The organism is Kribbella sp. NPDC004875 (assembly GCF_042873375.1).
Taxonomy (GTDB): Bacteria; Actinomycetota; Actinomycetes; order Propionibacteriales; family Kribbellaceae; genus Kribbella.
Genome location: NZ_JBIALI010000003.1, coordinates 936,996 through 950,992, shown reverse-complemented (window position 1 = coordinate 950,992; position 13,997 = coordinate 936,996). Strand labels below are relative to the sequence as shown.

Sequence of the window (13,997 nt, the reverse complement as noted above, 5' to 3'; positions counted from 1 at the left end):
CTGTTATGCGGCCTCTGCTGGAAGTGCGCGAGCTCCGCACTCATTTCGAGCTCGGCGACGGTGTGGTCAAGGCGGTCGACGGCGTCAGCCTGACGGTCCGGCGTGGCCGGACGCTGGCCGTGGTCGGCGAGTCCGGGTGCGGGAAGAGCGTCACCGCGCGGTCGATCCTGCGGTTGGTCGAGAAGCCGGCCCGGATCGTCGGCGGCGAGATCCTGCTGCACGACGACGAGCCGGGCAAGGACCCGCTCGACCTGCTGGCCGCGAAGGACAAGCGGCTGCGCAAGGTCCGGTGGGCCGACATCGCGATGGTGTTCCAGGAGCCGATGGCGTCGCTGAGCCTGGTGCACACGATCGGCGACCAGATCGTCGAGGCGGTCCGGCTGCACGAGAACCTGAGCAAGCAGGCCGCCCGGGAGCGGGCGATCGAGATGCTCGGCCGGGTCGGGATCCCGGACCCGCAGCGCCGGGTCGACTCGTATCCGTTCCAGCTCAGCGGCGGCATGCGGCAGCGCGCGATGATCGCGATGGCGCTGTCGTGCCGGCCGCGGCTGCTGATCGCGGACGAGCCGACCACCGCGCTGGACGTGACCACGCAGGCACAGATCCTCGACCTGCTGCAGGATCTCCAGGAGGAGCTGGGGATGGCGATCATGCTGATCACCCACGACCTCGGGGTGGCGGCGCAGGTCGCGGACGAGGTCGCGGTGATGTACCTCGGCGAGGTCGTCGAGCAGGGACCCGCGTCCGCCGTACTCAGTGCGCCAAAGCATCCGTACACGCAGGCGCTGGTGCGGTCGGTGCCGCGACTCGGGCAACAGGGGCAGGACCGGCTGGTCGCCGTACGAGGGACCGTGCCGCCGCCGTACGAGCGGCCTTCGGGGTGCCGGTTCCATCCGCGCTGCGACGCGTTCATGGCCGGGAAGTGCGACCAGATCGTGCCGGCCCGGGTCCGCAGCGACGAGATCGACGTGGCCTGTCTGCTGTACGGCGAGGAGGGGCGATGAGCCTGCTGGAAACCAAGGGCCTGACCATGCACTTCCCGATCGAGGGCGGGCTGCTCGGGCGGAACCGCGGCTTCGTGAAGGCGGTCGACGGGGTCGACCTGTCGATTCGCGCCGGCCGCACGCTCGGCCTGGTCGGTGAGTCGGGCTGCGGCAAGACGACCCTCGGCCGGTGCATCGTGCGTGCCTACGAGCCGACGTCGGGCAGCATCATGTTCGACGGCGTCGACCTGGCGTCGCTGTCCGAGAAGCAGCTGAAGCCGTACCGCGCGCAGGTCCGGCTGATCTTCCAGGACCCGCACTCCTCGCTCGACCCGCGCAAGACCCTGCGCGACATCATCGCCGAGCCGCTGCGGGTCCAGGAGGCCGGCTCGCGCGACGAGATCGACGACAAGGTCGCCGCGCTGTTGCGGCGGGTCGGGCTCCGGGCGGAGTATGCGCACCGCTACCCGCACGCGTTCAGCGGCGGTGAGCGGCAGCGCGTCGTGATCGCCCGGGCGCTCGCCACCGAGCCGCGCCTGGTGGTCGCCGACGAGGCGGTCAGCGCGCTCGACGTCTCGGTCCGGGCCCAGATCCTGAACCTGCTGCGCGATCTGCAGGAAGAGTCCGGCCTCACCTACCTGTTCGTTTCCCACGACCTCGGCATCGTCGAGCACGTCGCCGACGACGTCGCGGTGATGTACGTCGGCAAACTCGTCGAGAGCGCCTCGACCGAAGAGCTCTACTCCAAGCCCCTGCACCCGTACACCGAGGCGCTGCTGAGCGCCGTACCGGATCCTGACCCCGCCACTCGCGGGCACCGCGAGCGGATCAAGCTCCGCGGCGAGATCGCGGACCCGTCCAAGGTGCCGGCGGGCTGCCCGTTCCATCCCCGGTGCGGGTACGCCGAGGCCCGGTGTGCGTCCGAAGTCCCGCGGCTGCGCGAGCTCGGGGGCCGCAAAGTCGCGTGCCACCTCGCCGAGCAGCTCGACCTGAAGGGTGTCCTCACGGCCACCACCGCCCCGTAGGAAAGGTCCACCATGTCTGATTCGTCCGAAGGAAACATGTCCCGTCGTGGTCTGTTACGCAACGGCGCCCTGATCGGCGGCCTGGCCGCGTTCGGCGGCGCGCTGCAGGCCGCTCCGGCCAATGCCGCGACCAGCTCCGCCAGCGCCGTACCGCGGGCGACCGCGCAGTCCGCGGCCGGGACCGTCGACATCCCGAACAAGTACAACGTGCCGTTCTCGGTCGACGACGACGAGCTGTTCGTCTTCGCCGCCAACTTCAAGCCGTTCGAGCTCGGCGGCAACGACAGCGGCCGCGAGGCCCACCGGTACTTCGACTCGGTCTTCGGCGACGCGATCCGGGCGAAGTTCCCGAACATCAAGGTCAAGTACGCCACCTGGGACTACCCGGTCCGCTACGAGGACCTGGCCAAGGCCGGCCGGGTGCCCGACCTGATCCTGGAAGACCCGCGGCTGCGGATCGACCGGGACCTCGAACCGCTCGGCTGGACCCAGGACATCACCGCCGCCGTCCAGGGCGCCGGCATCGACCTGTCGACGCTGAACCTCGCTTCGGTCGAGCAGATCAAGTCCCGCTCCGACGGCGGCCTGTACGGCGTCCCGTTGTGGATCGACGAGAGCCTGCTGTTCTACAACAAGCTGATCTTCGACAAGTTCGGGGTCAAGTACCCGACCGTCGGGTCGACGTACGACGACGTCTACAAGATCGCCCAGAAGCTGACCCGGCAGGACGGGATCGACCACTACAAGGGCTACATGCAGCACCCGGACAACTACCTCGCGATGAACCAGCTCGGGCTCTACCCGTTCGTGCCCGGCGACAGCGAGCAGCCCGCGCCGGAGGACGTGAAGGTCAACCTGACCAGCGCGGACTGGAAGACCGTCGCGAACAACCTGTACCGATTCCTGATGATCCCGCGGAACAACTTCACCACGGTGGACGACTTCTTCAAGGGTGACATGAGCTTCCCCGGCCACCTGGCGATGGCGGTGAACAACCTCTCGAAGCTGAACGCGTACGCCCTCAGCTCGTACTACATCGAGGAGGACGACGCCGCGCAGTACGCCGAGTGGGCCAAGAGCGTCAAGATCGGCGTCACCTCGATGCCGGTGCTGTCCCGCGGTTCGACGACGATCTACCAGCCGGACACCCGGGCCGCGTTCATCCCGCCGCAGTCTAAGCACCAGGACCAGGCGCTCGACGTGGTCAAGTACCTGGTGTCGGAGGAGATGCAGAGCCGGATCTCGTCGTACGGCATGAAGGCGGTGCTGAAGACCGACGCCACGGTGAACGCCTTCGGCACGTCGATCCCCGAGCTCGCGGCCATCGACACCTCGGCCGTGTACTGGGGCGACAACGCGGTGATCAAGAACTACCAGAACACCGAGTACTGGGACATCCCGCTGTACAAGGTGTTCCGGCAGCACGTGCTCAAGGACGGCATGGACGTCGCGTCGTCGCTGCAGGTCGCCGAGCAGGTCGACATCCCCGATTACATCAAGGCGCAGGTCGCGCGCGGGCTCACCTGGTGACGGGGATGGTGATCGACCCCAGGTTCGACGGCCGCATCCGGGAGGGTGCGGCCCTCCTGCCCACCATCCATCCCGGCGACAGCCACGCCGCGACGCTGGTCGAGACCGCGTCCGGCGACCTGCTCTGTGCCTGGTTCAACGGGCCTCGCGAAGGGGACCCGGACACGAACATCGTCCTGTCCCGGCTGCCGGCCGGGGCGGACACCTGGCTGGAGCCGGTGCAGCTGTCCTCCGACAAGCGCCGCTCCGAACAGAACCCGCTGCTGTTCTGTGCCGGGTCGGACGTGTGGCTTCTGCACACCTCCAACGAGCCGCATGACCAGTCCACCTCGCGCGTCATCCGGCGGGTGTCGCACGACGGTGGGCTGACCTGGGACCAGAGTGAGGTGTTGTTCGACCACCTCGGCAGCTTCATCCGCAACCCGATCGTTGTATTGAGCAACGGTGACTGGTTGCTGCCGGCGTACGACTGCGACAAGACCGCCGAGCGGACGGTGCTGAAACTCAGCACCGACCAGGGCGAGACGTGGTCGACGGTCGAGGTACCGGACGCGATCGGGCAGGTGCAGATGAGCATCGCCGAACTGTCGCCGGGTGAGCTGGTCGGGTACTTCCGCAGCCGAGCCGCCGACCGCATCCACCGGTCGGCGTCGAAGGACAACGGCCGCACCTGGACCTCGCCGGAGAAGACCGCGCTGCCGAACAACAATTCGGCGATCCAGGTCCTGCGGCTCACCGACAGCAGGCTCGTCATGGTGTTCAACGACTCGTCGGCCGAGCGCGACCAGTTCCGCTGGGTCGACGACGGCAAGGGCGGCGTACGCCGCAAGACCCTGCGGACCCCGCTGACGCTGGCGTTGTCCGAGGACGACGGCGCCACCTGGCCGTACTGGCGGAACCTCCAGGTGCAGGACGAGGAGTACCACGAGAACGAGTTGGGCTACTCGTACCCGACGCTGCTGCAGACCCGGGACGGCCGGTTGCACGTGGCGTACTCGTACCTGCGCAAGACCATCAAGCACGTGATCCTGGCGCCCGAGTGGATCCAGGCGGGAGATCGACAGCCATGACAATCGCGAAGTGGGGCCTGCACGAGCTCACCTTGTCCGGACCGTCGGAACTGGCGGGCGGCAACCCGTTCGCCGACGTGGAGTTCCAGGTCACCTACCAGTTCCGGAACCGGATGGTGACCGTCGACGGCTTCTACGACGGCGACGGGACCTACCGGGCCCGGTTCTCGCCCGACCGCGAGGGCAGCTGGGAGTACATCACCAGCAGCTCCGCACCCGAGCTGGACGGGCACCGGGGCCGGTTCGAGTGCACGCCGCCCGGCCCCGGCAACCACGGTCCGGTCGAGGTAGCCGGCAGGCACCACTTCGCGTACGCCGATGGCACGCGGTACGACTGCATCGGGACCACTTGCTACCACTGGACCTACGAGACCAAGGAACTCCAGGAGCTCACGCTCGAGTCGTTGCGGTCGGCACCGTTCGACAAGGTGCGGATGTGCCTGCTCCCGACCGAGGGGATGCGGCCCGAGCGCCTGCCGTTCGTCGGCACCACGCCCGGTGAGGTGGACGTGGACCGCTACGACCCGGCGTTCTTCCGGGAGTTCGAGGCCCGGATCGCGGATCTGCTGACGCTCGGGGTGCAGGCCGATCTGATCCTGTTCCACCCGTACGACCGGGGCGTCTGGGGTTTCGACCGGATGACGCCGGCGCAGGACGCGGCGTACCTGCGGTACGTCGTCGCGCGGCTGGCGGCGTACCGGAACGTCTGGTGGTCGCTGTCGAACGAGTACGACTTCAACCACGAGAAGACGATCGCGGACTGGGACCGGCTGCTGCAGCTGGTGCAGCGGTACGACCCGTACCAGCGGCTCCGGTCGATCCACAACGGAACCAAGATGTACGAGATCTTCTCGCCGTACGACTTCTCGAAGCCGTGGATCACGCACCAGAGCGTGCAGCACTGGGACGGTGCCGAGGTCGAGGTCTGGCGGGACTGCCCGAAGCCGGTGGTGATCGACGAGATCGGCTACGAGGGCAACGCCGGCCGCCGCTGGGGCAACCTGACCGCTGACGAGATGGTGCACCGCTTCTGGCAGGGCATGTCGCTCGGCGGGTACGTCGGCCACGGCGAGTCGTTCGTCGACCGCGAGACCCGAGCGTGGATCTCGGTCGGCGGCCGCCTGTACGGCGAGAGTCCGGAGCGGATCGACTTCCTGCGTGGTGTGTTCGCCGGACTGCCGCGGCAGTCGGACGGTGAACTCGACGGTGAACGCTGCGTGCTGCACTACCTCGGCGACCGGCAGCCGTCCGCGGTCGAGCTCGACCTGCCGGCCGGTTCACCCTTCCACTTCGACCTGATCGACACCCGGGCGATGACCATCACCCCGCTGGCCGACTACTCCGGCCCGAGCCGCATCCCACTGCCCGCCACCCCGTACCTCGCCCTGAGAGGGACCCGATGACGTCAGTAGCACGCTGGGACGTGCTCGAACTGCCCGTGGCCGGACCGACCGCCGTGACGTTTCGCCATGCCGACGGCGCACTGGCCTACGCAGAGTCGTTCCAGTCCGCAGGCGGGTGGAAGGTCCGCTTCAGTCCCGGCCTGGAAGGCATCTGGTCGTACGACGGTGGGACGTTCGAGTGCACGCCTGCGACTTCGCACGGGCCGGTCCGCCGCTGCGGCACCACGCTGCGCTTGGCCGACGGAACGCCGTACCGTCCGCTGACCACTGCCTGGTTCGGTCTGGTTCATCAGTGGCCCGCGGCACGCCCCGCGCTCGCGGCGTCGCCGTTCAACCGCGTCCGGCTCCAGTTGACCGAGGTGATCGAGGAGCAGGTCCGGGACCTGCTGGCCGCGGACATCTTCGCCGACATCGTGCTGCCGGCGGACACGGTCGCCGTCCGCGACGTGGTGAACCGGCTCGCGGCGTACCGCAACGTCACCTGGTGCCTGAAGGCCGGACCGAATTCCCGCGCGGTCGCCGAGCTGATCGGGGAGCTCGACTCCGGGCGGCACCTGATCTCGATGCATGAGGCAACCGATCCGGGGACGCCGTGGCTGACGCACCTCAGCGTTCGGCTGGAGAACCTGCGTGGTGTTTCGGCGCTGCGACGTGACTTCGCCAAGCCGGTCTTCGTCGACGCCTGCGGTCACGAGGGCAACGGGACCACGCCGGACACCAGCTTGCGCCCCGAGGAGATGCTGACCCGGATCTGGGAAGGGACGGTCCGCGGCGCCTACGTCACCCACGGCGAGTGGTACGTCGACGCGGAGACCGGACCGTGGTCGGCGGGCGGGGCGCGGCCGGGTGGAGTGGTGGCGCAGCGGCTGCGGCTGCTGCGCGAGGTGCTGGACGAGCTTCCGGACGGTGTGGAGCCGATCGACGACTACCGTGATGCGCCGACTCTCGCGGTGCCTGGCTCGTACTACCTGCAGTACCTCGGCGAGCACCAGTTCCCGGACCGGACCTTCTCATTGCCTGCCGGGGAGTACGACGTCGACGTGCTGGACGTCTGGAACCACTCGGTCCGGCGTACGCGGGAGACGGTCGCGGACACGCTGACGGTGCGGCTGCCGGGAACGCAGTACCAGGCGATCCAGATCCGGCGAGCGTCCTGATGCCTGCGTTGACGTCCGGTCCACGTCAGGCCGAGTTGCGGCGTACGCCCGATGGCGTCGTACTGCAGCTCGGTCTGACGAACGGGACGACCTATCTCGAGCGGCCGGTGGTGAGCCTGCTCAGCTTCTCGACCGGTCGCCCGTGGCAACCGAGCCACCTGCAGCCGACCAACGGCTGGTGGATCTCGCGGCGGGCGGGGGAGCACCGCGCCGGCTGCCGGACGGGACCGGTGGCCGTCGAGCTGCGGCTGTCGTTCGACGCCGCGGGCCGGCTGAACCTCGAGGTCCGCTGGCGCAACGCCAGCCAGCGACGGCTCGCCGATCTGGCCGTCGGGCTGCTGCTGGACCTCGGGCGGGTGAAGGACAGCCAGGTCACGCTTCCCGGTCTGATCTACAACGACAACCCGTCCGCCGACCCGGCGCGCGCCGTACCGCGGGTCGGTCCCGCGCCGGGCGGCGGTTTCGTCGCGGAGGAGGACCGGCTGCCGATTCCGGGCGTCAACCTGGAGTGGCGCGAGGGCCGCGAACGCCGCTGGCTGTCCGTCTTCTCCCGGCCACGGGCGCGGCGCTCGCCCGATGGTCAGGTTCGGTACGGGTCGCTCGGGGTTCTTCGGCAGGAAGGACCGGTGCTCGCGGCGCTGAGCGGCGTCCTGATGTTCGACGGCAAGCAGGACATCCGCTACGTCAGCAAGGCCGAGACCGAGGTGACCGAGGACGGCTACCTCACGGTGCGTCCCGGCGAGGCGTACACCCAGGAGCTGGTTCTCGACTGGGGGCCGCAGGACCTCCGCGGCCACGCCTTCCGTCAGCTGGTGCACACGGGCCGGTCGCTCTTCACAAGTCCGGGGGCTCCTGGGCTGACGCTCGAGGAGCTGGTCACCCGCAAGACGGTTGCCCTGGACAACAGATGGCACCGGTCCGGCGCGGTGGCCGGGTACACCAAGTTCAGCGAGATCCCCGGCAACGGGCCGGACAAGCCGGTGCATTTCCTGTACGGATGGACCGGCCAGGCGCTCAAGCTGGCCTGGTGCGACGCCCACGTCGGCTTCGACCGGCGGGATCGCCTGCGCATCGACCGCTGTCGCGCCGCAGTCGAGTTCTACCTCGCCGGGAGCTCGACCCAGACGCCTGGGCTGCGCCACAACTCTTATCACGTCAGCACTCGTCGCTGGACCAGCTTCCGCGCCGGCAGCCGCCCGATGATCTCCAGCCGGGCGTACGGCGAGACGGTCGCCGACCTGGTGGACATCATCACGCTGTTCCGCCGGTTCGAGGAGCCGGTGCCGCAGTCCTGGCTGGACGCGCTCCTTGAAGCCGTCGCGTTTCTTCGGGGTGCACAGTTGCCGGACGGGACGTTTCCGGTTGGGTGGCGGATGGACGGTTCCCCCGCTGCGGCGACGGTTTCGGCGGCCGGCATTCCGTGCGTGCTCGCTGTGCTCAAGGCTTCCGAGGTGTTTGACGATCCGCGGCTGTTGGCCGAGGCGACTGTCTGGATGACGCGGTACCACGACCAGCATGCGCGGACGTTCGATCGCCCGTTCGCGCGCTCGACGCTGGACGCGGCGTGCGAGGACAAAGAAGCCGGCATGTACTACTTCATGGCGGCGTACGAACTCTTCCGGCGTACCGGGGATCCGTTGTACGCCACGTGGTGCGAGATCGCCGCCGATTGGCTCCTCACGTGGGTGTACGTGTGGTCGCCGGAACAGGACGACGATGCGCCGCTGCGGGCCGCCGGCTTCAACGCGGTCGGTTGGCCGAGCGTGAGCGTCCAGAACCACCACCTCGACGTGTTCTTCCCGACCTATGAACTCCTCGCCTTCGGTCTGGCAGCCGACCGCCCGGAGTATGTCGCCGCGGCTCGAACCACCCTGCACGCCCTCACCCAAGGCATCGCGGCCGACCCCGGCGACTGGAACTTCCGCCTCCCCGGCGAACAAGGCGAAGCCGTCTTCCAAACCCACTGGCAACGCCGAGGCGACACCAATACCTGGAACCCCTCGTGGGTGATCGCCGTCCCGCTGGCCAACGCCCTCCGCATCCAGCAGTTGAGCACCGAATGACCGACTACCTGATCACCGAGTACGGCACGCATCTGAACCGGGACGCTCGCACGGGCTCGGAGGCCGGCCCCGGTGAGGACTGGTCGGGGGCGATTACGGCGGCTGTCGAGGCTTGTGCGCTGACGGGTGGGCGGGTTGTTGTGCCGGCGGGGGTCTTTCACACGGGGCCGATTCGGTTGCGCGGTGATGTCGAGTTGCATCTGGCGGCCGGCGCGACGCTGCGGTTCCGCACCGACCCAGCGGCGTACCCGATCGTTCGGACGCGCTGGCAAGGGATCGAGTGCTTCAGCCACTCGCCGCTGATCTACGCGTACGGCGAGGTGAACGTCGCGGTCACCGGCACCGGCACGCTCGACGGTGGCGCCAACCCGGACAACTGGTGGCGCGACACCCGCCCGCGCATCGACTGGCAACGTCTCCTGCAGATGGTCGAGGACGACGTACCGGTCGCCGAACGCGTCTTCGCACCCGGCCACGGGTTCCGCCCCAGCTTCATCCAGCCGTACTCGTGCCGCCGCGTCCGGATCGAGGACGTCCGGATCGTCAACGCACCGATGTGGGTCGTCCACCCGGTCTTCTGCGATGACGTGCTGATCCGCGGCATCACCGTCGACTCGCTCGGCCCGAACAACGACGGCTGCAACCCGGACTCGTGCTCCGACGTACTCATCACCGGCTGCTCGTTCACCACCGGCGACGACTGCATCGCGATCAAGTCCGGCCGCGACGCCGACGGCCGCCGCGTCGCCCGCCCGTCGGAGAACATCCGCATCGAGTCGTGCCGCTTCACCGCCGGCCACGGCGCCCTCACCATCGGCAGCGAAGCCTCCGGCGACGTCCGCGACGTACACGCCCGCGACCTCCACATCACCGGCCCCGCCGTGGACCACGCCTTTCGCATCAAAACGAACTCCCAACGCGGCGGCCGCATCGAACACATCACCATCGAGAACGCTGTCGTCGACGCCGTCACCACCTCCGCCGTCCTCATCACCACCCGCCACGCGGAACCCGCCGAGTTCGCCGGCCACGCTCCTGTCGTCCGCGACATCAACCTCACCAACCTGAAGGTCCACTCGGCTCCCCGAACCATCGAGCTCGCCGACACCCCCCAGTCCTCCATCGAGAACTTCACCCTCACCACCAAGCACTGGTGAACAGGTCCGCGCCGCCCAGCTGTCCCGGCTTCAGCAGCACCTCGATGCCGTCGAGCTCTCCCGCCACGACCCGGCAGCGGTGTACCCCGGCGGCGATCGGTTCGCCAACGCCAATCAGCTCCAGCGCAGACACCCCGAGCTCGCGTAGCACCTGCCCCGATGTGTCCCCGCCGGCGACCACCATGCGCCGTACGTCGGTCCGCGCAATCACCTGCCGCACAATCTGTGCCAACTCAGCAGGTGCATCCGCCACGTCGGCGGGCCGCAGGTCGTTGGTGTGGACGACTGCTCCGTCAGCGCCGTTGCGGCACGCGCCAACCACCTGGTCCGCTACCTCCACGGCTCGCGCACCGTCGTCCCCTGAGAGCCCGATGACCGTCCAGCCGGCGTCGCGGGCGTGCTCGATCTGCTCCCTCGTCCGCTGAGATTGACTCCCAGAAACCACCAACACCACGCCATCCGCAGTGGGCGAGGGTGTGGGGTTCGGGGCGGGTGTTGGGGGTTGCGGGAGGGCGAGGGCTAGGGCTCGGGAGAGGCCGCCGGAGCCGATGGTGAAGCTTGGGTTGGTGGTGCTGTGCTGGAGGAGGGTCGAGCCGATGGCGCGTAGGTGGTCGTCGGTGAGGGCGTCCAGGACTACTGCGTCGGCGGAGAGGGTGGCGTAGTGGTGGGGGAGGGTCTCGTAGGTCATGACGTGGAGGGCGGCGATGGAGAGGTTGGTTTGGGCGGCGAGGTGACGGCGGAGGTCGGATTCGTGCATTGGGGTGGTGGGGTGGGTGGACATGGTCGGCTGGCGGTCGAGGCGGTGGATGATGCCGGCTTCGGCGGCGAAGTGGTGGCTGAAGACGGTGTAGCGACCCAGCTCCGGTTGTGCGACGAGGATCGGCACCAGCGCCGGCCCGAACACGTCGCGCCCGATCTCCAGGGCTCGGCCGATGCTCCCGCAGGTGGGGGAGGAGTCCGCCGTCGAGCAGACCTTGTACTGCACCACCCGCGGCCCAAGCTCACGAAGTGCCTCCAACGCCGGCCGGACCTCGGCCTCCTGCTCGTCCGGCTCCAGCGACCGCCCGACACCCGCCACCCCGATCACGTCGTACTGCGTCGCGAGCTCCGCCAACTCAGATGCCGACGGCAACGTCACCAGCAGCACCGCCCGGAACCCGACCCGCGCGTACTGCGCCAACGCATCCGTCGACCCGGTGAAGTCGTCCCCGTAGAACGCCGCCTCAACCACGCCCGGCCCTAGCGGGGAACGCCTCGAGGGCCTGCTGAAGGGCAGGCGTTTCGCGAGCAGCTGCTTCGATGGGTGTGCCGGACACCGCAGCTGACCAGGCGGCGCGCATCGCGGCGACGCCGGCGCCGGGGCCGCCGGGATGGCCGTGGATGCCACCGCCGGCCAGGACGAGCAGGTCGGTGGTCTTGGTCTGGCGGTACGTCTCCGGCGCAAGCCCCGGCGTCTGGCCCGAGGACAGCACCGGGAGAGTTTCGTAGCCTCCCAGGAGAGGCGTGCGGACGGCGGCGATCGAGCGCAGTACCTCCTCGTCGGTCTCGTAGAACTTGTTGGACAGGCCGTTGGTGTGCAGCTGGTCGGCGCCGGACAGCCGCGCGAGTTTGGACCACGCGACGTAGTCGATCCCGAGCTGTGGAGCCCGGGTGTAGACGCCGGTCATGGCGCGGTGGCCGTGGATGGGGAGGGCGCAGCGTTCGCGGAGCCAGGCGAGCCCGGCGAAACCGACCAGGTTCACGCAGACCATCACGCAGGTGCCGCCCGCAGCCTTCACCAGGTCGTGATTGGCCGCCATCCGGTCCAGGTCGTCGGTGATGTTGAACGCGTACATCGGACGCCGACCGGTGCGCGCGGCAACCTTGTCGAGCTCCTCCGTGACAACGGCGACCCGCTCGGCGAGCGGCGAGTGGGGCGGGTTGCCCATCAGCTCGTCGTCCTTGATGAAGTCGATGCCGGCCTCGGCGAGTTCGCGGACGACGAGGCGGAGCTCCTCGGGCGGCAGGCCGATGCTGGGCTTCACGATCGTGCCGAGCAGTACGCCGTCCGGCCGGTCGAGCAGCTCGCGGGTCCCGCGCACGCCGTACTGCGGTCCCGGGTAGCGCTCGGCGAACTCGGAGGGGAGCTCGAGGTCGAGCAGCCTGATGCCCGCGACCTGCCGGATCTCGAACAGGTTGCCCGCGACGGCGGCGAGCAGGTTGGGCAAGGACGGCCCGAAGTTGTCCAGCCCGAAGGAGATCCGCACCCGCGCACTCCGCTTGACAGCGTCTGCCGGGCGCGTCGTGCCGGGGAGATCGGCAGTGCCGGTGGGCGGGAGTTCTTCGATCGACAGCACCCTGGCGGCGAAGCGTTCGCGCAGGTCGGAGGTTTCGCGCGCGACGCGGACGAACGTCCCGGTGGACTGTTCGCCGGCGATGACCTCGGCGGCCTGGCCGAGCGGCAGATAGGTCTCGACAAGGTACGTCGCCACGACCTCGGCGGCGCTCATCGAGCCGGATCGATCTGCGTCTTGAGGTGGTCGGCCCCACCATCGATCGCCAACAACACGTCGGGCACATGTCCCAGCGGCACGACGTCCGAGATGTACGGGCGGACGTCCAGCGCCCGCGTGTTGACCAGCCGCGCGGCCGCCGCGAAATCGGCCGGGGTGTAGATCGTCGAGCCCTGCACTGTGACCTCCTTGAGAACCACCGGATTCAGATCAACCGTCAACGCGCCACCGAACATCGGCAACAGCACCACCTGCCCACGCGGCCTGCTCAACGCCAGCGCCTCCGCCAGACAACTCGGATGCCCCGACGCCACCACGACCACGTCGAAGCCGTCACCACCACTCGCTTCCACCCCGAGGGACACCAGATCCGAGGCCAGTGGATCCACCACGACCTCCGCGCCTTGCGCCGTCAGGAAGGCGCGATTGTGTTCCTTGACGTCGCTCACCATCACTGTTCGCGCCCCGCGGTACCGGCTGATCGCGGCGGCCAGGCTCCCTATCGCGCCACCACCGAGCACCGCGACCGCGTCCCCGCCCCGCACGGCTGACGTCGCTCGCCATCCCACCGCGACCGGCTCGATCATCGCGCCCTCGTCGTACCCGATCTGGTCGCCGAGTGGCACCAGGACGCGCGCCGGGGCGACGAAGTACTCGCTCAGCATTCCCGCCCAGCCGAGACCAGGGACACGTTTGTGGACACAGAGATGGGGGTTGCCCGCCTCGCACCGCGTGCACTCCCAGCACGACAACGCGGGCATGACCGCGACCCGATCGCCTGGCCGGAAGCGTGGATCACCTGAGGAGACGACCTCGCCCGCACCCTCATGGCCGAGCACGACGGGAGGTTTGCGGAACGGATGATGACCGCTCCAGGTGTGCAGGTCGGAGCCGCACAACCCGACCGCGCGCATCCTGAGCAGTACGTCGGCACCCGCGTCCGGGTCCGGCACGTCGGTGACCGAGACGCGCCGCGGCGCCTCCAGAACCGCTGCTTTCATCGGGGCACTCCTTCGTTCGGGGTCGAGCCAGTCTCCGTCGGCAAACCTCAAGAAAACAAGGCCGATCCGCCAGCCTGTGGATAGCCGGTTGACTTTGAGGCTCCAGGAGGCAAAGG

General features: G+C 68.8%; 11 protein-coding genes. 8 read left to right on the top strand and 3 right to left on the bottom strand.

What is annotated here, in order from left to right:
- Positions 1-5 precede the first annotated feature (5 nt).
- The 8 genes from ACFYRH_RS21630 to ACFYRH_RS21595 are packed head-to-tail and all read left to right on the top strand — an operon-like array spanning position 6 to position 10,388.
- Complete coding sequence (locus ACFYRH_RS21630) at positions 6-1,004, top strand: ABC transporter ATP-binding protein (RefSeq protein ID WP_387777856.1); 999 nt, start codon at positions 6-8, stop codon at positions 1,002-1,004.
- A complete protein-coding gene (locus ACFYRH_RS21625; RefSeq protein WP_387777853.1) occupies positions 1,001-2,008 on the top strand; it encodes an ABC transporter ATP-binding protein in 1,008 nt (335 codons plus the stop codon). The genes ACFYRH_RS21630 and ACFYRH_RS21625 overlap by 4 nt, the downstream gene beginning before the upstream one ends.
- A 12-nt stretch (positions 2,009-2,020) precedes the next feature.
- Complete coding sequence (locus ACFYRH_RS21620) at positions 2,021-3,538, top strand: ABC transporter substrate-binding protein (RefSeq protein WP_387777850.1); 1,518 nt, start codon at positions 2,021-2,023, stop codon at positions 3,536-3,538.
- Positions 3,539-3,543: 5 nt separating this feature from the next.
- Positions 3,544-4,608, top strand: coding sequence for an exo-alpha-sialidase (locus ACFYRH_RS21615; protein WP_387777847.1), 1,065 nt, complete (start codon positions 3,544-3,546; stop codon positions 4,606-4,608).
- Positions 4,605-6,011 carry a DUF5060 domain-containing protein gene (locus ACFYRH_RS21610; RefSeq protein ID WP_387777844.1) on the top strand — a complete coding sequence of 469 codons (1,407 nt, stop codon included), beginning with the start codon at positions 4,605-4,607 and terminating at the stop codon, positions 6,009-6,011. The genes ACFYRH_RS21615 and ACFYRH_RS21610 overlap by 4 nt, the downstream gene beginning before the upstream one ends.
- Positions 6,008-7,168, top strand: a complete 1,161-nt coding sequence (locus tag ACFYRH_RS21605) for a DUF5605 domain-containing protein (protein WP_387777841.1) — start codon at positions 6,008-6,010, stop codon at positions 7,166-7,168. The genes ACFYRH_RS21610 and ACFYRH_RS21605 overlap by 4 nt, the downstream gene beginning before the upstream one ends.
- A complete protein-coding gene (locus ACFYRH_RS21600; protein WP_387777837.1) occupies positions 7,168-9,231 on the top strand; it encodes a hypothetical protein in 2,064 nt (687 codons plus the stop codon). The genes ACFYRH_RS21605 and ACFYRH_RS21600 overlap by 1 nt, the downstream gene beginning before the upstream one ends.
- Complete coding sequence (locus tag ACFYRH_RS21595) at positions 9,228-10,388, top strand: glycoside hydrolase family 28 protein (protein WP_387777834.1); 1,161 nt, start codon at positions 9,228-9,230, stop codon at positions 10,386-10,388. Before ACFYRH_RS21600 ends, ACFYRH_RS21595 begins: the two co-directional genes overlap by 4 nt.
- Here the strand turns inward: ACFYRH_RS21595 and ACFYRH_RS21590 are convergent.
- Genes ACFYRH_RS21590 through ACFYRH_RS21580 form a run of 3 tightly spaced genes read right to left on the bottom strand, consistent with a single transcriptional unit; the run spans position 10,369 to position 13,881 of the window.
- On the bottom strand, positions 10,369-11,619 hold the full coding sequence (locus tag ACFYRH_RS21590) for a four-carbon acid sugar kinase family protein (RefSeq protein WP_387777831.1): 1,251 nt from the start codon (positions 11,617-11,619) through the stop codon (positions 10,369-10,371). The two genes, ACFYRH_RS21595 and ACFYRH_RS21590, sit on opposite strands and share 20 nt — an antisense overlap.
- Positions 11,612-12,877 carry a RuBisCO large subunit C-terminal-like domain-containing protein gene (locus ACFYRH_RS21585; protein ID WP_387777828.1) on the bottom strand — a complete coding sequence of 422 codons (1,266 nt, stop codon included), beginning with the start codon at positions 12,875-12,877 and terminating at the stop codon, positions 11,612-11,614. The genes ACFYRH_RS21590 and ACFYRH_RS21585 overlap by 8 nt, the downstream gene beginning before the upstream one ends.
- Positions 12,874-13,881 (bottom strand): zinc-binding dehydrogenase, encoded by a 1,008-nt coding sequence (locus ACFYRH_RS21580; protein ID WP_387777825.1) that lies wholly within the window; start codon positions 13,879-13,881, stop codon positions 12,874-12,876. The genes ACFYRH_RS21585 and ACFYRH_RS21580 overlap by 4 nt, the downstream gene beginning before the upstream one ends.
- Positions 13,882-13,997: the final 116 nt, after the last annotated feature.

What these genes read in the sequence shown, in the direction of transcription:
- ACFYRH_RS21605 (WP_387777841.1), top strand. Translation starts at nt 6,008, where the DNA reads ATGACGTCAGTAGCACGCTGGGACGTGCTCGAACTGCCCGTGGCCGGA.
- ACFYRH_RS21615 (WP_387777847.1), top strand. Translation starts at nt 3,544, where the DNA reads ATGGTGATCGACCCCAGGTTCGACGGCCGCATCCGGGAGGGTGCGGCC.
- ACFYRH_RS21595 (WP_387777834.1), top strand. Translation starts at nt 9,228, where the DNA reads ATGACCGACTACCTGATCACCGAGTACGGCACGCATCTGAACCGGGAC.
- ACFYRH_RS21610 (WP_387777844.1), top strand. Translation starts at nt 4,605, where the DNA reads ATGACAATCGCGAAGTGGGGCCTGCACGAGCTCACCTTGTCCGGACCG.
- ACFYRH_RS21620 (WP_387777850.1), top strand. Translation starts at nt 2,021, where the DNA reads ATGTCTGATTCGTCCGAAGGAAACATGTCCCGTCGTGGTCTGTTACGC.
- ACFYRH_RS21585 (WP_387777828.1), bottom strand. Translation starts at nt 12,877, where the DNA reads ATGAGCGCCGCCGAGGTCGTGGCGACGTACCTTGTCGAGACCTATCTG.
- ACFYRH_RS21625 (WP_387777853.1), top strand. Translation starts at nt 1,001, where the DNA reads ATGAGCCTGCTGGAAACCAAGGGCCTGACCATGCACTTCCCGATCGAG.
- ACFYRH_RS21580 (WP_387777825.1), bottom strand. Translation starts at nt 13,881, where the DNA reads ATGAAAGCAGCGGTTCTGGAGGCGCCGCGGCGCGTCTCGGTCACCGAC.
- ACFYRH_RS21600 (WP_387777837.1), top strand. Translation starts at nt 7,168, where the DNA reads ATGCCTGCGTTGACGTCCGGTCCACGTCAGGCCGAGTTGCGGCGTACG.
- ACFYRH_RS21630 (WP_387777856.1), top strand. Translation starts at nt 6, where the DNA reads ATGCGGCCTCTGCTGGAAGTGCGCGAGCTCCGCACTCATTTCGAGCTC.